Annotated in this window: 19 protein-coding genes; 12 read left to right on the plus strand and 7 right to left on the minus strand. The window is 70.8% G+C overall.

Annotated features, from left to right (window positions below; translation table 11 throughout):
- Window positions 1-182: 182 nt before the first annotated feature.
- Complete coding sequence (gene infC / locus AB0C38_RS35725; protein ID WP_360682066.1) at window positions 183-860, minus strand: translation initiation factor IF-3; 678 nt, start codon at window positions 858-860, stop codon at window positions 183-185.
- 148 nt (window positions 861-1008) lie between these two features.
- Between infC and AB0C38_RS35730 the strand changes: the two genes are divergently transcribed.
- From AB0C38_RS35730 to AB0C38_RS35740, 3 genes are read left to right on the plus strand one after another with little or no spacing between them, the layout of a single operon-like run.
- Window positions 1009-1368, plus strand: a complete 360-nt coding sequence (locus AB0C38_RS35730; protein WP_360682067.1) for a DUF1844 domain-containing protein — start codon at window positions 1009-1011, stop codon at window positions 1366-1368.
- Window positions 1369-1416: 48 nt separating this feature from the next.
- A complete protein-coding gene (locus AB0C38_RS35735) occupies window positions 1417-2061 on the plus strand; it encodes a GntR family transcriptional regulator (RefSeq protein WP_360682069.1) in 645 nt (214 codons plus the stop codon).
- A complete protein-coding gene (locus AB0C38_RS35740; protein ID WP_360682071.1) occupies window positions 2058-3053 on the plus strand; it encodes a 1-aminocyclopropane-1-carboxylate deaminase in 996 nt (331 codons plus the stop codon). The genes AB0C38_RS35735 and AB0C38_RS35740 overlap by 4 nt, the downstream gene beginning before the upstream one ends.
- A gap of 37 nt (window positions 3054-3090) precedes the next feature.
- Here the strand turns inward: AB0C38_RS35740 and AB0C38_RS35745 are convergent, their stop codons facing one another.
- From AB0C38_RS35745 to AB0C38_RS35755, 3 genes are read right to left on the minus strand one after another with little or no spacing between them, the layout of a single operon-like run.
- Window positions 3091-3474, minus strand: coding sequence for a RidA family protein (locus tag AB0C38_RS35745; protein ID WP_360682073.1), 384 nt, complete (start codon window positions 3472-3474; stop codon window positions 3091-3093).
- Window positions 3474-4232 (minus strand): IclR family transcriptional regulator, encoded by a 759-nt coding sequence (locus AB0C38_RS35750; protein WP_360682075.1) that lies wholly within the window; start codon window positions 4230-4232, stop codon window positions 3474-3476. Before AB0C38_RS35750 ends, AB0C38_RS35745 begins: the two co-directional genes overlap by 1 nt.
- Complete coding sequence (locus tag AB0C38_RS35755; RefSeq protein ID WP_360682076.1) at window positions 4229-5203, minus strand: sugar kinase; 975 nt, start codon at window positions 5201-5203, stop codon at window positions 4229-4231. Before AB0C38_RS35755 ends, AB0C38_RS35750 begins: the two co-directional genes overlap by 4 nt.
- Window positions 5204-5316: 113 nt before the next feature.
- Here AB0C38_RS35755 and AB0C38_RS35760 point away from each other — a divergent pair, with 113 nt between their 5' ends.
- The 8 genes from AB0C38_RS35760 to AB0C38_RS35795 all read left to right on the plus strand — a co-directional run bounded on the left by AB0C38_RS35760 (window position 5317) and on the right by AB0C38_RS35795 (window position 15300).
- Window positions 5317-6624 (plus strand): amino acid deaminase, encoded by a 1308-nt coding sequence (locus tag AB0C38_RS35760; protein ID WP_360682078.1) that lies wholly within the window; start codon window positions 5317-5319, stop codon window positions 6622-6624.
- Window positions 6624-8219 (plus strand): D-aminoacylase, encoded by a 1596-nt coding sequence (locus AB0C38_RS35765; protein ID WP_360682080.1) that lies wholly within the window; start codon window positions 6624-6626, stop codon window positions 8217-8219. Before AB0C38_RS35760 ends, AB0C38_RS35765 begins: the two co-directional genes overlap by 1 nt.
- Entirely contained in the window at window positions 8216-9604 is a 1389-nt protein-coding gene (locus tag AB0C38_RS35770) for a gluconate:H+ symporter (protein WP_360682082.1), read from the plus strand. The genes AB0C38_RS35765 and AB0C38_RS35770 overlap by 4 nt, the downstream gene beginning before the upstream one ends.
- Before the next feature lie 48 nt (window positions 9605-9652).
- Entirely contained in the window at window positions 9653-10780 is a 1128-nt protein-coding gene (locus AB0C38_RS35775) for a lactonase family protein (protein ID WP_360682084.1), read from the plus strand.
- 72 nt (window positions 10781-10852) lie between these two features.
- Window positions 10853-12136, plus strand: a complete 1284-nt coding sequence (locus AB0C38_RS35780; RefSeq protein ID WP_360682086.1) for an extracellular solute-binding protein — start codon at window positions 10853-10855, stop codon at window positions 12134-12136.
- Between the two features lie 2 nt (window positions 12137-12138).
- Complete coding sequence (locus AB0C38_RS35785) at window positions 12139-13083, plus strand: sugar ABC transporter permease (RefSeq protein ID WP_360682088.1); 945 nt, start codon at window positions 12139-12141, stop codon at window positions 13081-13083.
- Window positions 13074-13928: a carbohydrate ABC transporter permease gene (locus tag AB0C38_RS35790; protein WP_360682090.1), complete on the plus strand. Its 855-nt coding sequence runs from the start codon at window positions 13074-13076 to the stop codon at window positions 13926-13928. The genes AB0C38_RS35785 and AB0C38_RS35790 overlap by 10 nt, the downstream gene beginning before the upstream one ends.
- 1 nt (window position 13929) lies before the next feature.
- On the plus strand, window positions 13930-15300 hold the full coding sequence (locus tag AB0C38_RS35795) for a beta-N-acetylhexosaminidase (protein WP_360682092.1): 1371 nt from the start codon (window positions 13930-13932) through the stop codon (window positions 15298-15300).
- On the opposite strand, the gene AB0C38_RS35800 is transcribed toward AB0C38_RS35795, so the two are convergent.
- Window positions 15301-17055, minus strand: coding sequence for a M64 family metallopeptidase (locus AB0C38_RS35800; RefSeq protein ID WP_360682094.1), 1755 nt, complete (start codon window positions 17053-17055; stop codon window positions 15301-15303).
- Window positions 17056-17118: 63 nt separating this feature from the next.
- Between AB0C38_RS35800 and AB0C38_RS35805 the strand changes: the two genes are divergently transcribed.
- A complete protein-coding gene (locus AB0C38_RS35805) occupies window positions 17119-17766 on the plus strand; it encodes a hypothetical protein (RefSeq protein ID WP_360682095.1) in 648 nt (215 codons plus the stop codon).
- Window positions 17767-17770: 4 nt separating this feature from the next.
- Here AB0C38_RS35805 and AB0C38_RS35810 read toward each other — a convergent pair whose 3' ends face one another.
- Both AB0C38_RS35810 and AB0C38_RS35815 read right to left on the minus strand, forming a co-directional pair.
- Window positions 17771-18439 (minus strand): response regulator, encoded by a 669-nt coding sequence (locus tag AB0C38_RS35810; RefSeq protein ID WP_360682096.1) that lies wholly within the window; start codon window positions 18437-18439, stop codon window positions 17771-17773.
- The gene (locus AB0C38_RS35815) at window positions 18436-20073 is read right to left on the minus strand and encodes a sensor histidine kinase (protein WP_360682098.1); all 1638 of its coding nucleotides are present in this window, start codon (window positions 20071-20073) and stop codon (window positions 18436-18438) included. Before AB0C38_RS35815 ends, AB0C38_RS35810 begins: the two co-directional genes overlap by 4 nt.
- Between the last annotated feature and the right edge of the window lie 10 nt (window positions 20074-20083).

The raw sequence follows: 20083 nt of genomic DNA on the forward strand, positions 1-20083 counted from the left end.
TGTTTTAACGCGGGGTCATATTCCGATCGGGCGGCGGCCCCCGGGTTATGCGGGTCCCCCGCTCCTGTGCAGTTCGTTACCAATCCGACGGCAGTCACGGCGGAAACCCGTGCCTTGTGCGAATCGGCCGCTGACCGTATCCGCCTGCTTTCAGTCGGATTGGTAACTGTGCTGGTCGGCGCCTACGCCTCGGGGACCGGCTCGGGGGCCGTCTCTGCCTTGGCCTTCGGCTTCACGTTCTTGTGCGGGGCCAGCACCATGATCATGTTGCGACCGTCCTGCTTGGCCGACGACTCGACGAAGCCGAGCTCCGTGACGTCTTCGGCGAGCTTCTGCAGCAGCCGGTAGCCGAGCTCCGGCCGGGACTGCTCGCGGCCGCGGAACATGATCGTGACCTTGACCTTGTTGCCCGCCGCGAGGAAGCGCGACACGTGACCCTTCTTGGTCTCGTAGTCGTGCTGGTCGATCTTGGGGCGCAGCTTCTGTTCCTTGATGACGGTCAGCTGCTGGTTGCGACGCGACTCGCGGGCCTTCTGCGCGCTCTCGTACTTGAACTTGCCGAAGTCCATGAGCTTGCACACCGGCGGGCGGGCCTGCGGCGCGACCTCGACGAGGTCGAGATCGTTCTCCTGCGCCAGGCGCAGCGCATCCTCGATCCGGACGATGCCGACCTGTTCACCGGCCGGCCCGACGAGTCGGACCTCCGGCACCCGGATTCGGTCGTTGATGCGTGTCTCGGAGCTGATGGGGCCTCCTTGGTCCGAGGAATGTTTCCTGTTCTCGTTATCGACCTGGTGCCCACATAGGGAAGGCCCCGACACCGATGCGGTGTGCGGGGCCCACTCTGTTTCCGATCGCATCCGGCCGCGAAGCCGGGTACTTCACCCTGGACTTGCAGTCCGGGCGAGACCGGACCCGGACACCTGAACGGTGACGCGGGTGGGAGCGGGGCTCCACTTGCCGCCCCCGATCGCTCGGGAGCTGGTCGCACGTGGAAGGGTACCAGACGTGTCAGATCAACCCTCCGAACAGCCCCCGTATTCCCCGGAAGCCCGCCACCTGGAGGACATCCCCAGCGTGGAGGTGATCAGCCGCGCGGCCGTCATGCTGCTGTCGGCCGGCGCCGAACGGCTCGGCCTGGCCGACCCGGACCCGGAGACCTCCCCGCACCGCGACCTCGACGAAGCGCGCCGCCTGATCACCGCGCTGGCCGGGCTCGTCACCGCGTCCGCCGAGTACCTCGGCCTGCACGCGGGGCCGTTGCGCGATGGCCTGCAGTCGCTCCAGAGGGCCTTCCGCGAAGCTTCGGCCGTCCCGGACGCCCCTGGTCAGGGCCCCGGGGAAAAGTACACCGGCCCCGTCTACTGACCTTTCACTCGTCCGGTTTCTTGCCGGTCGAGTCTTCCGGCATCTAACATGTTAGATGTGAGTCTCTCAAAGGTCACCCGCCCGCTACTGCGCGACGAGGCGTACGACCGCATCCGCCACGCGATCGTCGACGGCACGCTGCCGCCGGGCGCCCCGCTGCGCGACGCCGACCTCGCCGACCAGCTCGGCCTGTCGAAAGCCCCCGTCCGCCAGGCCCTGCTGCGCCTGGCCGACGACGGTCTCGTCGACTCGAAGCCCCAGAGCTACACCCGCGTCTCCGAGGTGATGTCCCCCGACGTCCTCGACGCCCGGGAGATCGTCCGGCTGCTGCACGAGTTCGCCGTCCGCCAAGCCGTGCCGAAGGTCCGCCGGGAAGACATCGCCGCCATGCGCGCGGCCAACGACCGCTTCGCCGCGGCGATCGAAGCCGGCGACATCGCGGCCGCCGTCCGAGCGGACGACGAGCTGCACGACGTCCCGGTCCGCCTGGCCGGCAACACCGCCGTGGCCGCCACCCTCGACCGCTACACGCCACTGCTGCGCCGCCTCGAACACACCCGGTTCAGCTCGGCGCTGGCCTGGAACTCGGTGGAGCGCCACACGAGGCTCATCGACGCCCTCGAGAAACGCGACACCGGCACGGCGGTCTCCGTGATCTCGACCATCTGGACCGACCTGCTGGAGGACCGATGACCCTCGCCGACTTCCCGCGCTACCCCCTGCTGTTCGGCCCGTCGCCGGTGCACCCCCTCGAACGCCTCACCGAGCACCTCGGCGGCGCGAAGGTGTGGGCCAAGCGCGAAGACGTCAACTCGGGCCTGGCGTACGGCGGCAACAAGACCCGCAAGCTCGAGTACCTCGTCGCCGATGCCCTGAAAGAAGGTGCCGACACGCTCGTCTCGATCGGCGGCGTCCAGTCCAACCACACCCGGCAGGTCGCGGCCGCCGCGGCGCGCGCCGGGCTGAAAGCCGTGCTGGTGCAGGAAAGCTGGGTCGACTGGCACGACCCGCTCTACGACAAGGTCGGCAACATCCAGCTCTCGCGGATCCTCGGCGCGGACGTCCGGCTCGTCGAAGCCGGTTTCGGCATCGGGTTCAAGCAGGCGTGGGAGGACGCCGTCGCCGAGATCGAGGCCGGCGGCGGGAAGCCGTACGCCATCCCCGCCGGCGCGTCGGACCACCGGCTCGGCGGACTGGGCTTCGCGAACTGGATCGTCGAACTCGAAGCACAGGAAGAAGAACTGGGCGTCTTCTTCGACACCGTGATCGTCTGCTCGGTCACCGGCAGCACCCAGGGCGGCATGGTCGCCGGGACCGCGCTCGGCAAGAAGCGGCGCATCCTCGGCATCGACGCCTCCGCGAAGCCCGGCGAGACCCGCGAGCAGATCACGCGCATCGCGCGGAACACTGCGGAGCTGATCGGCGCCGGGGAGATCGCGGACGTCGAACTGGACGACCGCTACCACGCCGGGATCTACGGCATCCCCGACAAGTCCACTGTGGACGCCATCGAGACGTGCGCCCGGCTGGAGGGCATGATCACCGACCCGGTGTACGAGGGCAAGTCCATGGCCGGGCTCATCGACCTGGTCGGCCGGGGTGAAATCGGCAGCGACTCGAACGTGCTCTACGCCCACCTCGGCGGGCAGCCCGCACTCAACGGCTACACGAGCGTCCTGGGCTGAGCGTCCCGGGGCCGGGCGAACCGGCCCCGGGAGAAACTCAGTCCAGCACGCAGAGCACGTCGATCTCGACGAGGAGCGCGCCCGGGAGGCCGACGTACACCGTCGTGCGCGCGGCGTGCGGGCCGTCGCCGATGAGCTCGTTGTAGACCTCGTTGAACGGCGCGAAGTGGGCCGTGTCGGTCAGGTAGACGCGCACCATGATCGCGTCGGCGAGGCTCGAGCCCGCCTCCTTGAGCACGGCTTCGATGTTCTTGAACGTCTGCCGGGTCTGGCCCGCGACGTCGTCGCCGACGATCTCGTTCGTGGCCGGGTCGAAGGCGACCTGGCCGGCGACCTGCAGCAGGTTCCCCTTGCGGACGGCCTGCGAGAACTTCGCCGGCGGCTTCGGCGCGTTCTCGGTGGAAACTGCCGTCTTGCTCATCAGTGCCCCTTTCCGTTCTCCGTCCATCCACTGTGGACGGAAGCTTCCGTGGTCGCGGCCCGCAGGTCCGGCACCAGCGCCAGCAGGCCTTCGTAGTCGAGCAGCACCTTCGGCACCGACATCGACGCGGCGGCCAGGACTTCACCGTCCGCCCCGCGGACCGGCGCCGCGACGCAGTGGATGAAGTCCTCGTGCTCGGCGTTGTCGACGGCGTACCCGAGGCGGCCCACGCGCTCCAGCTCCGCCAGGTAGTCCGACGGCGTCGTGATCGTGTTCGGCGTCAGCACCGGGTACTCGATCGAGTGCGCGATCTCCTCGCGCCGCGCCGGCGGCATCGCCGCGACGAGCACCTTGCCGACCGCCGTGCAGTGCAGCGGCGCGCGCTTGCCGACGCGCGAGTACATCCGCACCGAGTGCCGGCCCTCGTACTTGTCGATGTAGACGACTTCGCCATCGTCGTAGCTGGCCAGGTGCACGGTGTGCCCGGTGCGCGCGTTGAGCGCGGCCAGCGCGGGCTGGGCGCTGCGCCGGACGTCGATCGAGTCGAGGGCCTGGTTGGCGAGGTCGAACATCGCGCTGCCGAGCCGGTAGTAGCGGGTGCCTTCGCGGCGGACGAAGTGGTGCTGTTCGAGGGTGCGCAGCAGGCGCAGCACGGTCGACTTGTGCACCCCGATCTCCTCGGCGAGGTCGTCGAGGGTGCGGGCGTCCTTCGCGATGGAGTTCAGCAGTGTCAACGCGCGGTCCAAGCTCTGGCTCACGTACGCACCACGCCTTCTCCGGTCAGCCGCGCCGAACGCCACTCGTCCGCGCCGGCCTTGAGCAGGGTATCCACGACCGTGCGCGGCAGCGGCACCCCGACGTCGTCGTGGGTGAGCAGGGTCGCGGCGGCCTGCAAGTGGCCTCGCCGCAGCCGTTCCAGGGGCTCGGCACCGCGCAGGGTCGCGGCGAGGAAACCCGCGGCGAACGCGTCCCCGGCACCGACCGGCTCGACGACGTCGACCCGCAGCGCCGGCGCGAACAGCGGTTCCCCTTCGACCAGCGTCGCGCCGCGTTCGCCGTGCTTGACGACGAGCGTGCGCGGCTCCGGCAGCAGTGCCCGCAGCTCGGCGGGGTCGCCGGTCCCCCAGACGTGCTGGGCCTCGTCGTCACCGGTCAGGACGATGTCGGCCCGCCCGGCCAGCTCGGCGAGCAGCCGCGGGTCGCGGCCCGCCCAGAGCGCCGGCCGCAGGTTGACGTCGAACGAGATCAGCCGGTCGCCGCGGGGCATGTCCAGCAGCGCCCGCACCAGCGCGAGGCAGCTCTCGGACAGCGCGGGGGTGATGCCGGACAGGTGCAGGACGCGGACGCCGTCGAGGTTCAAACGCTCCAGCAGTGAAGGGCCCATCCCGGACGCGGCCGAGCCGGCCCGGTAGTAGCGCACCGGGCTGCCGCCGGCGCCGCTTTCCTTGATGTAGAGCCCGGTCGGCCGCTTCGGGTCGACGTAGCACGCGCTGACGTCGACCCCCGCGGCAGCGATCTCGCGGAGCATCGCGCGCCCGAACGGGTCGTCGCCGACGGCGCTCACCCAGCCGCTCGGGACGCCGAGGGCCGGCAGGTGACAGGCCACGTTCGACTCGGCGCCGCCGATCGTGCGCAGCCACTGCTTCACCTCGTCCGGCGGGCCGGGTTCGGCGGGCACGAACAGCGCCATCGTCTCGCCGACACACAGCACCTCGGGCCCGCTCGTCACTTTCCGTCTCCCCTGTCTTTCACCCCGTTGACCTGTGGCGACCCGGATGCTACACCTATGGCACTCAAAATGCGCAACAGCCGTTGCAACATACGCAACCGAGGTCGTCGCCGATGAACACACCCGCCGCTTGCTCGATCGACACCGCCGCGCTCGACGCCCTCCGCCAGGAGCGCGTCGACTGGCGGTTCCGGTCGGCCGCCCCCGCCCTGACCGGGCTCACGCTCACCGAAGCCGCGGACCGCCGGCTGAACCTGTTCACCGACGGGTTCTTCGCACCCGTCGTCGTCCTCGACGACGACGCCGTCGAGCACAACCTGCGGACGATGGCCGCGTGGTGCGCCGCTCGCGGCGTCGTGCTCGCCCCGCACGGCAAGACGACGATGGCCCCGCAGCTGTTCGCCCGCCAGATCGAGCACGGCGCGTGGGGCATCACCTGCGCGAACGCCGGTCACCTCCGGATCTACCGCGCCTTCGGCGTCTCCCGGATCCTGCTGGCCAACCAGCTCCTGGACCCGTCGGGCCTGCGTTGGCTGGCAGAAGAGCTGGCCGCCGACCCGGCGTTCGAGTTCGTCTGCTGGGTCGACTCGGTCCGCGGCGTCGAGCTGATGACCGAGGCCCTCGCGGGCACCGAGCGCCCGGTGGACGTCCTCCTCGAACTGGGCGCCGACGGCGGCCGCACCGGAGTGCGCGACACCGCGACCGCGCTGGCCGTCGCCGAAGCCGTGCACGCGAGCCCGGCGTTGCGGCTGCGCGGCACCGGTGGCTACGAAGGCGCGCTCTCGCACGACACCGACGAAGCCGCGCTGGCGAAGATCAGCTCCTATGTGGACGGCCTGCGCGACCTCGCGATCACCTTCGCGGACAAGGGACTCCTCGACGGCCAGATCATCGTCACCGCCGGCGGCAGCGCGTACTTCGACCAGGTCGCGAACGAGCTGACGAAGCCGTGGCCGGACGGCCTCGACGTGCTGCCGGTGCTGCGCAGCGGCGCGTACGTCACTCACGACGACGGCTTCTACCGCGAGATCTCCCCGCTCGGCGACCACCCGCGCATCGACGGCGTCGCGTCGTTCCGGCCCGCCCTGCGCGCCTGGGCGCAGGTGACGTCGAAGCCGTCGGACGAGCTCGCGCTGCTGACCCTCGGCAAGCGCGACGCGTCCTTCGACGAGGGCATGCCCGAACCGCAGCTGCGGCGCACCCCGGACGGCCCCGCCGAGCCCCTCGAAGGGCACGTCGTCGCGAAGATGAACGACCAGCACGCGTTCCTCACCCTGCCCGCCGGGTCGCCGGTCGAGGTCGGCGACTGGATCGGGCTCGGCCTCTCGCACCCGTGCACGGTGTTCGACAAGTGGCCGCTGCTGCCGGTGACCGCCGCCGACGGGGAAACCGTCGTCGACCTCGTCCGGACGTGGTTCTGATGGACGTCGTCGTCAAGAACGCGATGGTCGCCGACGGCACCGGCGACGCCATGACCCGCCACGACGTCGGCATCACCGGCGGGAAGATCGCGAGCGTCGGCGAAGCGGGCTCGCTGGCCGGGCGCCGGAACATCGACGCGCACGGGCTGGTGCTCGCGCCCGGGTTCATCGACATGCACTCGCACTCCGACCTGCAGCTGCTGGCCAACCCGGACCACCCGGCCAAGATCACCCAGGGCGTCACGACGGAGGTGCTCGGCCAGGACGGGCTGTCGTACGCGCCGGTCGACGACGCCGTCCTCGAAGCGCTGCGGCAGCAGCTCGCGGGCTGGAACGACGACCCGCCGGGGTTCGACTGGAACTGGCGCTCGGTCGGCGAGTACCTCGACCGCCTGGATCAGGGCGTGGCCGTCAACGCCGCCTACCTGGTGCCGCAGGGCACAGTCCGGATGCTCGCGGTCGGCTTCGACGACCGCCCGGCGACCGACGCCGAGCTGACGCGGATGAAAGAGCTGGTCGCGACCGGCCTCGCCGAGGGTGCGATGGGCATGTCGTCGGGGCTCACCTACACGCCGGGGATGTACGCGGAGACCGATGAGCTGGTCGAGCTGTGCAAGGTGGTCGGCGAGGGCGGCGGGTTCTACAGCCCGCACCACCGCAGCTACGGCAAGGGCGCGCTGGAGGCGTTCGCCGAGATGATCGACGTCTCCCGGCGGTCCGGCTGCCCGCTGCACCTCGCGCACGCGACGATGAACTTCTCGGTGAACAAAGGGAAGGCGCCCGACCTCCTGAAGCTCTTGGACGACGCGCTCGACGACGGCTGCGACGTCAGTCTCGACACCTACCCGTACCTGCCGGGCGCGACCTACCTCTCGGCGCTGTTGCCGAGCTGGGCCACCGAAGGCGGCCTGGAGCCGACCCTCACCCGATTGTCCGATGTGGACGAACGCGAACGGATCCGCGCCACGATCGAAGAGTCCGGTTCGGACGGTGCGCACGGCGTCCCGATCGACTGGGACGCCATCGAGATCAACGGTGTCCGCAACGACCGCAACGCCCACCTGGTGGGGCACAGCGTCGCCGGTTCGGCGCGCGCCGCCGGCCTCGAACCGGCGACGCTGTACTTCGACACGCTGCTCGACGAGAAGCTCGGCACGTCCTGCCTGATGCACGTCGGGCACGAGGAGAACGTCCAGGCGATCATGCGGCACCGCACGCACACCGGCGGCAGCGACGGCCTCCTCGTCGGCGCGCGCCCGCACCCGCGCGCGTGGGGCACGTTCCCCCGCTACCTCGCGCGGTACGTCCGCGAGTTGGGCGTGCTGGACCTCGCCGAGTGCGTCGCTCACCTCACCGGGCGGGCCGCGCGGCGGCTCCGGCTGACCGACCGCGGGCTGGTCCGCGCCGGGTACGCCGCCGACCTGGTGCTGTTCGACCCGGACGCGGTCGCCGACACCGCCACCTTCGACGACCCGCGGCAACCCGCCGCGGGCATCACCCACGTCTTCGTCAACGGCGTCGCCGCCCTCGACGACGGCCGTCCCACCGGCGCCCTCGCCGGTGCGTCCCTGCGCAATCCCGGGAGAGCCCGATGATCCACTGGCTGCAACACACCACGGGCGGTCTGCTCACGCTCGCCGCCGTCTCGATCGCCGTCCTGCTGTTGCTGATCGTCAAGCTCAAGATCGAGCCGTTCATCGCCCTGATCGTGGTCGGCCTGCTCACCGCGCTGGCCGCGGGCCTGCCGGTCGGCACCATCGTCGGCACCGCGCAGAAGTCGTCGGACTCCTTGCTGGAAAAGGGGTTCGGCAGCATCCTCGGGCACATCACGGCGATCATCGGGCTCGGCACGCTGCTCGGGTCGATCCTGGAACGCTCGGGTGGCGCGAAGGTGCTCACCGGGGCGCTGCTGCGGGGCTTCGGTGAGAAGCGGGCGCCGCTGGCCATGGGTGTCGCCGGGTTCATCTTCGGCATCCCGGTGTTCTTCGACATCGGCATCTTCGTGCTGGCGCCGCTGGTGTACGTCGCGGCCAAGCAGGGTAAGCGCTCGCTGGTGCTCTACGCGATGCCGCTGATCGCCGGCCTGTCGATCACGCACGCGTTCCTGCCCCCGCACCCCGGTCCGGTGGCCGCGGCCGGGCTGCTGCACGTCGAGCTCGGCTGGATCATCCTGATGGGCCTCGCCTGCGGCATCCCCGCGTTCCTCGTCGGCGGCGTGCTCTACGCGACCTGGATCGGCAAGCGCATCGACGTCGGGGTGCCCGAAGAGATGATCGTCGCCGAGGAAGAAGGCGAAGAAGACAAGGACGTTCCGTCGCTCGCGCTGGTCGGCTCGATCATCGCGGTACCGCTGGTGCTGATCCTCGCCGGCACGTTCGGCAGCATCTGGCTGCCGAAGAACTCCGCCCTGTCCGGCGTCGCCGCGTTCATCGGCACGCCGGCGGTCGCGCTCACGGTCGCCGTGCTGTTCGCGTCCTGGCTGCTCGGGCTGCGTCGCGGGTTCACCGGCAAGGACCTCAACGAACTGGCGGCGAAATCGCTGCGGCCGGTCGCGATGATCCTGCTCGTCGTCGGCGCGGGCGCGTTCTTCGGCGCGGTGCTCTCGGCCACCGGCATCGGCAAGGCCGTCGCCGACTCGCTGCACGACGCCGGGTTGCCGGTGCTGCTCGCGGCGTACGTGATCAGCTGCGGCATGCGGATCGCCCAGGGTTCGGCGACCGTCGCCATCGTGACGACGAGCGGGATCATCGCGCCGACGGTGGCGCAGCTCGGGTATTCGCAGGTGCAGCTGGCCTTGCTGGTCATGGCGATCTCCGCCGGGTCGATCATCGCGTCGCACGTCAACGACGGTGGCTTCTGGATCGTTTCGCGGTACTTCAACATGAGCGTGGTCCAGACGCTGAAGTCCTGGACAGCGCTGGAAACCGTGCTCTCCGTTTCCGGTTTCGCGGTTTCGGCATTGCTCATGGCCGTGGTCTAGACCATACTGGAGGAAAGCCGCCGCCCGAACCGTTGGGAGACAATGACGATGACCGGACTTTCCCGTCGTACGTTCCTCGGCGCCGCCGCGGGGGCGAGTGCCGCGACCGTTCTCGGCGCGCAGTTCGCCTCCGCGGCCACCACTTCGAAGGGCTGCATCGCCGGAGGGACCGTGTACATCGGCAGCTACACCAGCGGGGCGGGCGGCCACGGCCTCGACGTCTCGAGCCGGTCGGGCGCCACGCTGGGCCCGGTCCGCACGGTGCCGGGCATCACCGACACGTCGTGGTTCGACCGCGCCGCGGACGGCAAGACCCTGTACGTCACCAACGAAGGCGACCCGAATGGATTCGTCTCGGCGCTGAACGTCGCCGACGCCGCGAACCCCAAGCTGCTCAACAAGGTTTCGTCCAAGGGCGGCGCGCCGACGCACCTGAGCGTGCACTCGAGCCAGAAGTACTTGCTGGCGGCGAACTACAGCTCGGGCAGCGTCGTCGTGCTGCCGATCCTGGCCGGCGGCAAGCTCGGCGCGGCCACGGACCTGGTGACGCACCAGGCCGACTCCGGGCAGGCCCACGCCCACCAGGTCGTCAACGACCCGACCGGTCGCTGGGTGCTGTCGGTCGACCTCGGCGCCGACTCGGTGTACGTCTACTCGCTCGACGTCGCCAGCGGGAAGCTCGCGCTGCACCAGCAGCTGAAGCTGCCCGCCGGCGCCGGGCCGCGGCACCTCGCGTTCGACAAGACCGGGACGTTCGCCTACATCGCGCAGGAACTGCGGCCGGAGGTGACGGTCGCGAGCTGGGACGCGGCGACCGGGACGCTGAAGGCGCTTTCCGTCGTGCCCGCCGTGCCGCCGGGCAGCACCGGGGACCTGTTCCCCGGCGAGATCGCCCTGTCCAAGGACGGGAAGTTCGCCTACGTCACCGTCCGCGGCCCGAACACCCTGGCGACGTTCTCCGTCGCCGGCGAGACGCTGAAGCTGGTGTCCACTGTGTCCAGTGGCGGCAACTGGCCGCGCCACGTCGCGCTCGACGCGCAAGAGAACTGGTTCTACGTCTCGAACCAGCGCTCCGGCACCGTCACCTGGCTGCCCCGCGACCCGGCCACCGGCCTGCCCGGCGCGGTCGCCGGCAGCCTCGCGGTCCCCGACGTCAACTCGGTCCACTTCGCCTGAGCACCGGTCGTGAGTGCGTAACAGTGTTCTGACACTGTTACGCACTCACGACCCTCCCACTGGAGGATCCCCATGAGACTGCGCCGCACCCTGCCCGTCGTCGCCGGGCTGGCCCTGCTGGCCGGCTGCGCGCCCACCCAGTCCGCGCCCGCCGGCTCCGGCGGGGACGAGAAGACCGGCACCGTCCGCGTCTGGCTGTTCGACGAGGCCAGCCGTGCGCCGAAGGAGGCCGCGGTCAAGGACGCCATCGCCGAGTTCAAGGCCGCCCACCAGGGCGTCGAGGTCGACGTCCAGTGGGTGCCGGTCGAAGGCCGCGCCGACAAGTTCTCCGGCGCCTTCAACGACCCGGCCAACGCGCCGGACGTCGCCGAGTTCGGCAACACCGACGTCTCCAGCTACGCCGCCACCGGCGCGCTGGCCGACCTGACCGGCGACCTCGCGTCGTGGGGCGAGGGCAAGGACCTCATCCCGACCGTGCTGGACACGGCGAAGTCCGGCGGCAAGACCTACGGCCTGCCCTGGTACACCGGCATCCGCGCGTTGTACTACCGCACCGACGTCTTCACCGAGCTCGGCCTCAAGCCGCCGGCGACGCTGTCGGAGCTGACCGAGGACGCCCGGAAGATCCGCGCCGCCAAGCCGGACCTCTACGGCATCTCCGTCGGCGGCAAGTACACCTACGCGATGCTGCCCTTCCTCTGGGCCAACGGCGGCGAACTGGCGCAGGAGGAAGGCGGCAAGTGGAAGTCGACGGTCACCGGTGAGCAGGCCAAGTCCGGCGTGACGCAGTACGCGAACCTGCTCAAGGACGACATCTGCCCGCCCGCGCAGTGCGCGAACCTGACCGGCACGCAGAGCGTCACGGCGTTCGCCGGCGGCAAGGCCGGGATGACCATCGGCGGCGACTTCAACCGCAAGGCCGTCGAGCAGGGCACGGTGAAGGGCAAGTACGCCGTCGTCCCGATCCCCGGCACGGCCGTGGGCAGCGTCGCCCCCGCGTTCGCCGGCGGCAACCTCCTGGGCGTCTTCAACGCGAGCAAGCGCCGCGGCCTGGCGCTGGAGTTCGTCGAGCTGCTCGGCGGCGCGAAGTACCAGGAGAAGATGTACACGGCGATGGGGAACCTGCCGACGCTGGGCAGCGTGCAGAAGAAGCTCGCGGCGAACGACCCGTTCCTCAAGCCGTTCGTCGACACCCTCACCGCGGGCACGAAGTTCGTCCCGGCGACGCCGGCGTGGTCGAAGATCGACAGCCAGAACGTGCTGCCGACGGCCGTCCAGCAGATCGCGACCGGCGGCAAGGACCCGTCCACCGCGCTCACCGACGCGGCCGCGGCGATGGACAAGGCCTTCGGGTAGTGGTGACCGTCCAGGAAGCCCCTTCCGTCTCGGCTCCCGCACGGAAGCCGAGACGGAAGGGGGACGGCCGGGCCGCCGCGCTCTACCTCGCCCCGGCGGGCATCCTGCTCGCGGCGATGCTGGCCTACCCGATCTACGAGCTGGTCCTGATCTCGTTCTACGACTACGGCCAGCCGCAGGCCGCGGGCAACGCGCCGCTGGTGTTCCTCGGCTTCGCGAACTACGCCGACCTGCTGTCCGAGACGCAGTTCTGGACGGTGCTCGGCAAGACGGTCGGCTTCGCCGCGGCCTGCGTCGTCGGTTCGCTCCTGGTCGGCACCGGCCTCGCCGTGCTCGCGAGCCGGGTGCGTTCACTCCCCCGGACGCTGCTGTTCCTCGCCGCGCTCGGCGCGTGGTCGACGCCGGCGATCGCGGGCTCCTACGTCTGGCTGTTCCTGTTCGACACCGACTTCGGCCTGGTCAACGAGGTGCTCTCGGGAATCGGCCTGCCGTTCGAACACCACTCCTGGACCTTCGGCACGATCGGCGCGTTCGGGCTGGTCGCCGCCGAGGTGATCTGGTGCTCGTTCCCGTTCGTGCTGGTCACGATGTACGCCGGGATCAAGGGCGTGCCGGACGAGGTCCTCGAAGCCGCGTCGCTCGACGGCGCGTCGGTCTGGCGGACGACCTGGTCGATCGTGCTGCCGATGGTGCGGCCGCTGCTGATGATCGCGACCGTCCAGTCGATCATCTGGGACTTCAAGGTGTTCACGCAGATCTACGTGATGACCAACGGCGGTGGCGTCGCCGGGCGCAACCTGGTCCTCAACGTCTACGCGTACCAACAGGCTTTCGCCGGGCAGGAGTACGGCCTCGGCTCGGCGATCGGAGTCGTCATGACGTTGTTGCTGCTGTCGGTCACCGGGCTGTACGTCCGGTCTCAGCGCCGGAGCGCGGCATGGCTGTAGCTGTCCGCCGTCCCGGGCGGCTGATCGCCGAGATCATCACGGTGGTCATCGCCGGGATCGTCGCGTTCCCGCTGTACTGGATGCTGCTCTCGGCGTTCAAGCCACCGGGCGAGATCCAGTCGGCGAACCCGAAACCGTGGACGTTCAGCCCGTCGTTCGACAGCTTCTCGCGCGTGCTAACGGTGTCCGGCTTCGGGCGGTTCTTCGTGAACAGCCTGGTGGTGGCGCTGGTCGTCGTGGTGCTGTCGCTGCTGCTGTCGTTCCTTTCGGCGGTGGCGCTGACGCGGTTCTCGTTCAAGGGCCGGACCGTGCTGCTGGTGATGATCCTGGTCGCCCAGATGGTGCCGGTGGAGGCGCTGACCATCCCGCTGTTCTTCCTGATGCGCCAGGTCGGCGGCGTCGCGCCGGCGTTCGGGCTGAACGAGCTGGGCTCGCTGGTGCTGGTGCACCTGGCGTTCAGCCTGCCGTTCGCGATCTGGATGCTGCGCGGGTTCGTCGCCGCGGTGCCGGTGGAGCTCGAAGAGGCGGCCAAGCTCGACGGCGCGTCCCGGATGCGGTTCACCTGGCAGATCCTGTTCCCGCTGGTGGCGCCCGGCCTGGTCGCGGTGAGCGTGCTCGCGTTCATCCACGCCTGGAACGACTTCCTCTTCGCCAAGACGTTCATCATCTCCAAGACCGAGAACCAGACGCTGCCGCAGGCGATCCTGGTGTTCTTCAAGCCGGAGGACACCGACTGGGGCGCGGTGATGGCGTCGTCGACCTTGATGACGATCCCGGTCCTGGTGTTCTTCGTCCTCGTGCAACGACGGCTGGTGTCCGGGATGGCCGGCGCCGTGAAGGGCTGACATGTCTTTTGCCACCTTGCTCCCCCGTCCGGTTTCGGTGACGCCGGCGCCGGGCTCCTGCCCCTGGCCGTCCACTGTGGACGTCCAGACCGCTTCGCTGCCACCCGAGGGTTATCGACTGGAGATCTCGCCGTCCGGAGTCGTGCTGTATTGCGGTGACGCGGCCGGAGAGTTCTACGGACGCCAGACTTTGCGGCAGCTCGTGGGTCCTTCCGCGTTCCGCGCGGCCTCGCTCGGCGGGGAGCTCTCGATCCCGTGCGGTGTGGTCGAGGACCACCCGCGGTTCGGCTGGCGCGGCTGCCTGCTCGACGTCGCCCGCCACTTCCGGACGAAGGCGGAGGTGCTGCGGTTCGTCGACCTGCTGGCCGCGCACAAGCTGAACGTGCTCAACCTGCACCTGACCGACGACCAGGGCTGGCGCTTCGAGGTCCCGGAGTTCCCGCGGTTGACGTCGGTGGGCGGCTGGCGGCCGTCGTCGATGGCCGGCAGCGGGGGTACGCAGGACGGGCGGCCGCACGGCGGCTTCTACACCGGCGACGACCTGCGGGAGATCGTGGCGTACGCGGCCGAGCGGGCGATCACCGTGGTGCCGGAGATCGACATCCCCGGCCACGCCCGGGCGGCGTTGGCGGCCTACCCGTCGCTGGGGACCGAAGACGCGTACGAAATCTGGACCGCCTGGGGCATCAGCACTTCCCTGCTCGACCCGTCCGAGTCCACTTTGGACTTTTTCCGGCGCGTATTCGATCACCTCCTCGACATCTTCCCGTCGAAGGTGGTCGCGCTGGGCGGCGACGAGACCCCGGGCGCGACCGACGAGCACCGCAAGTTCCTCCGCCTGCTGGCCGAGCACCTGGTGTCCCGCGGCCGGACCCCGATGGGCTGGGACGAGGTCCTCGACATCCCCGGCCTGCCGCCGATGGTCATCGGCTCGTGGCAGAACGAGGCGGCGGGCCTGCGCGCAGCTTCGGAAGGGCACGACGTCGTGATGTGCCCGGAACAGCACGTCTACCTGGACCACCGGCAGGCCGAGCACCCGGACGAGCCGATCCCGGTCGGCATGGTCCACACACTGGAGGACGTCTACGCGTACGAGCCGGCGTTGACCGGGCCGCGGCTGCGCGGGGTGCAGGCCCAGGTGTGGAGCGAGCACCTGGACACGGTGCGGCGCGTGGACTACATGGCTTTCCCGCGGTTGTCCGCGTTCGCCGAGGTGGCGTGGAGCAGCGGCCCCCGGGACTACCCGGAGTTCCTGGCGCGGCTGCGGGACCACCACCTGCCGCGGCTGGACGCGCTCGGCGTCGAGTACCGGCCGCTCGACGGGCCGCACCCGTGGCAGACCCGGCCGGGCGTCCCCGGCCGGCCGCGCTGATCACGGCAGCAGCGTCACCACGAACGACCGCGTCGGGCCGGTGTTGCCCGCCGCGTCGATCGAGCGGTACTCGATGCGGTGGCGGCCGTAGCCGGACGTCCGGTCCGCGAACGGCGACACCGTCAGGCCACCCGAACCGAGGTTGCCGTACGCCAGGCCGTCGATCTCGGTGCCGCGCGGCGTGAACAGGTACGGCGCGTTCGGGTCCGTCGGCCAGCCGTAGTACTTGTGCCAGCCGTCGCCGTCGACGCGGAACTCCGGCATCCCGTCCGACGCCGTCAGCCGCATCGTGAACGAGCCGTGGAAGACGTTGTCCTTCGCGGGCGGGAGCTCGGCGGTCGTCGTCGGGCCCGCCGCGTCCACCGTCCAGGTCAGCGTGGTGCCGCCGGTGGTCGCGGTCAGCCGGTGCGTCCCGCGGGACTCGCCGAGGGCGAAGTCGGGGCCGCTGCCGGCCGGCTTCCCGTCGAGGGCCCAGCGGACCTGCGGGACGGACCCGGTCGGTTCCCCGGTTTCGACGTAGACGACGTCGTGTCCGCCGACCGGTGCGGCGGTGGGCGTCGACGCCACGACCGCCGGGCCGCCGGTAGGCGGAGTGGTCACCGAGGTGTCGACGGTCCACGTGCGGGTCGCCGCCGGCCGGACGGCCGGGTCGCGCACGAACGGCGTCGGGTCGGCCACGGTCGCCGTCAGGGTGTGCTTGCCCGGCTTCACGTGGGCCTGGCGCAGGTCGAGCGAGTCGGAGCCGCGCAGCTTGACGCCGTCGAGGGTCCAGGTGACGTCGAGGCGGTGGCTCACCGGGTGCATCGGGCGGACCCACACGACGCGGTCGGCGCCGATGGTCCCGGCCGGCGTGCCGCCGCCGAGCAGCGGCACCTTCGCGGAGATCCGCTGCGTCATCCGTTCCCGGCCGACCTGGTCGAACGCGTACCCGAGGGTCTTCATCATGGAGTGCTCGCTGGGCCGCCAGACGCCGGTCTGGGTGTAGAGCCCGCCTTCAAAGCGGCCGATGGTGCCGCCGGACTCGCTGGGTTCGCCCAGCCAGCGGTACCACTTCGCGTGCTGGTCGCGCAGCTGCCGCGTGGTCAGCACGGTGTGGTGGATCGAGCCGGGCTCGCCGCCTTCGTAGGCGCCGCCCGGGACGTTGCGGGCGTAGTAGTCGTACTCGTCGTCGAGGCCGCCGAGCGAGTGGCCCAGCTCGTGCGGGGAGATCAGGGCGGAAAGCGCGTTCCCGCCGGACGCCGTCGCGTACGTGCCGCCCGCGCCGCCGTACGTGCCGCTGTTCGCGAGGGCGAGGATCTGCCGGTTGGCGCGGGTGGTGCCGGGCACGAGATCGGCGTAGCGCTGGGCGGCGTCGTCGTCGACGGTCAGCAGGCGCTGGACACTCGCCGCGGTGCAGCCGCCCCAGAAACCCATGTTCAGCGGGGTGTCCTTCCGCGGTGACGCCAGGTCGGGGTCACAGTCCACACCGGACTCGGGCGAGGCGATCGACACGGCGTAGACGTTGAAGTAGCTGCGGTAGGACTTGAACGGCTCGAGCGACCACAGGGTGCTGACGTGCCGCTGGACGTCGGCGAAGAACTTGGGCTGTTCGGCGGCGGTGTAGCCGTCCCCGAGGACGACGAGGTTGAACCGCTGCGCGACCGGCCCGGTCACCTGGACGTCGGTGACACTCGCCGCCGGCTCGGCGGCGTACGCGGGTGTGGCGACCCCGGCGGCGATCAGCAGCGCTGCGACTAACCCGGCCCATTTCGACATGGTCCCGGTCTAGCGCAGTGCTTTCGCCGCCGGAACCGCCGGAAGTCGGGCTATCCTGCCGAAATGGGGAATCGAGGGGGAATCCTGGTCACAGCCGGTGCGCTGGCGCTGCTGACCGCTTGCTCGACGCCGGCTCCGGTCGCGCCGAGCACCACCACTACGCCGGCTTCGGCCAAGCCGCCGACGACGGTGCCGTCGTCGGACGCGCCGGCGCTGGGCAACGGGCCGGGCTCGCAGCCGCCGACCACGCCGCAGCCACCGCCGCCGCACTCGCCGGACAAGGTCACCTCGGCGTGCCCGTTCCTCGGGGTGGCCGACATCAGTGGCGCGATGGGCGCCGCCCTCGACGCGTGGGCCGTCGAAGAGAAGCCGGACCCGAAGGCGGGCGTCACGACCTACCACTGCTCCTACCCCAGCCGGGTCGGCGGCCGGCAGGTGCACGACCTGTGGGTCGACGTCGTCCCGGGCACGAAGCAGCTCGCGTCCCTGCTCGCGGAGTGGACCGCGGACTGCGTGGCCCCCGCGTCGCCGATCACCGTCCCGAGCGCCACCGCTCGCACCTGCGACCTGAAGAGCCACAGCGAGCACGACGCGATGGTGCTGGTCGTGAAGCAGAGCCACGGCCAGACCCGGCTGGCGGAGCTGGATCTGCGCCCCAACCGGGCCGACGTCTACACGAAGATCGCCCAGCTCCTCGCCGACCGGCTATAAGCCGTTATACGCGAGTCAGGCGGTACCAGACCTCGGGCCGGCCGACCTGGCCGTAGCGCGGTTCGCGGTGGGCCATTCCGTTGTCCGCCAAGTACTCCAGGTACCGGCGCGCCGTCACGCGGGACGCGCCGATCGCGCTCGCCGCCGCCCCCGCCGACAGTCCTTCGGCGGCCCCGGACAGCGCGTCCGTGATCGCCTCCAGGGTCTGGACGCTCATCCCCTTCGGCAACGGCGGCTGCTCCGACGTGCGCAGCGCTCCGAGGGCCCGGTCGATCTCCGCCTGGCCGGTCACCTCGCCCGACGCGTCGCGGAACTCCGCGTAGCGCTCCAGCTTTTCGCGCAGGGTGGCGAAGGTGAACGGCTTCAGCAGGTACTGCACGACTCCCACCGACACCGCGGCCTTCACCAGGCCGAGGTCGCGCGCCGACGTCACCGCGATGACGTCGATCGGGAGGCCGGCCGCGCGCAGGGAGCGGCACACCGCCAGGCCGTGCGTGTCGGGCAGGTAGAAGTCCAGCAGCACCAGGTCGACCGGCTCGCGTTCGCAGAACCGCAGGGCGTCGCCGCCGGAATGGACGACGCCGGCCACCGAAAACCCGGACAGCCGCTCGACGTAGACGCGGTGCGCCTCGGCGGCCACCGGCTCGTCCTCCACCACCAGCACCCGGATCACCGGTCCGTCTCCTGCCGCGGGAGCCGCACGGTGAACACCGCGCCGCCGTCCCGGCCGACGTCCACCCCGCCGCCGTAGCGGCGCACCGCCTGGCCGACCAGCGCCAGGCCGAGCCCGTGGCCGTCCCCGGCCTTCGTCGACCAGCCGCGGCGGAAGACGTCGGCGTCCTCGGGGACGCCGGGGCCGGTGTCGGCCACGCGCAGCAGCAGCTCTCCGGGATCGGAGCGGGCGGTGACGACCACGGCCGGTTTGCCGGTCCCGCGCACGGCCGCGTCGATGCCGTTGTCGATCAGGTTGCCGAGGATCGTCACCAGGTCGCGGGCCGCGACGCCGAGCGAGACGTCGTCGATCACCGTGTCCGGCGTGATCGTCAGCTCGACCCCGCGCTCGCTCGCCTCGGCGGCCTTGCCCAGCAGCAGCGCGGCGAGCACCGGCTCGGCGACGGCGCCGACGACGCGGTCGGTCAGCTGCTGGGCGAGCGCGAGCTCGGCCGTCGCGAACTCGACGGCCTGCTCGGGCTGACCGATCTCCACCAGGGAAACGACGGTGTGCAGCCGGTTCGCCGCCTCGTGCGCCTGGGACCGCAGCGCTTCCGCGAGACCCCGGGCGGTGGTCAGCTCGCCGGTCAGCGTCTGCAGTTCCGTGTGGTCGCGCAGGACGACGACGGTGCCCTGCGAGCGGCCGCCCATGCGGACCGCGGTCGTGCTGACCAGCAGCACGCGCGCGTCGGTCAGGTGCAGCTGCTCGGCGCGGTTCTCGGCCGACGTGAACGCTTCCGCCAGCTCGTCCGGCAGGCCCAGCGACGCCAGCTCGCGCCCGACCGGGTCGGCGTCGAGGCCCAGTAGCGTGCGCGCGCCGTCGTTGCACAGGCCGATGCGCCCGTCCCGGCCGACGAGCAGCACCCCTTCGCGGACCGAATGCAGCACGGCTTCGTGGTACTCGAAGAGGTTGCTCAGCTCGTCCGGCGCGACCCCGCGGGTCTGGCGCCGCAGCCGCGCGCTGATCAGCCAGCCGCCCAGCGCCCCGACCACCAGCACCGCACCGGCGACGCCGAAGAGCGGCCAGAGCCGTTCGCGCAGCTCGGCCGAGATCGCCGCGACGGTGATCCCGACGGCGACGAGCGCGACCACCCGCTGCCCCGGGCCGAACACCGGGACGACCGTGCGCACCGACGGGCCGAGCGAGCCGGTGTAGGTCTCGGTGTACTCCTGCCCGCGCTGCGCCTGCTCGATGTTCCCGATGTAGTGCCGGCCGATCAGCGCCGGGGTCGGGTGGGTGTAGCGGATCCCGGCCGGGCTCATGATCGTGATGAAGTCGACGTGGGTGTGGGCCTGCACCTGCACCGCGAACGGCTGCAGCGTCGCGCTCGGGTCCGGCGTGCCCACGGCGGCGTGGACGGACGGCGCGTCGGCCACCGTCGAGGCGACGGCGCGGACCTGGTCCTTGGCGTTCTGGTCGACCGCCCTCGACGCGTCGAGGTAAGCGAAGGTGATCCCGGCGCCGGCGAGCACGCAGAGCACCACCAGCTGCAGCACGAGCAGCTGGCGCGCCAGGCTCCAGCGGGACGACGTCGGGAACACCTCCTCATACCAGCACACCGGCACCCGGGTGTCCGAACGCGACGGTCCGATCATCGCGCGAACT

Origin of the sequence: Amycolatopsis sp. NPDC048633, assembly GCF_040650695.1 — a bacterium.
In the GTDB taxonomy this organism is placed as follows: domain Bacteria; phylum Actinomycetota; class Actinomycetes; order Mycobacteriales; family Pseudonocardiaceae; genus Amycolatopsis.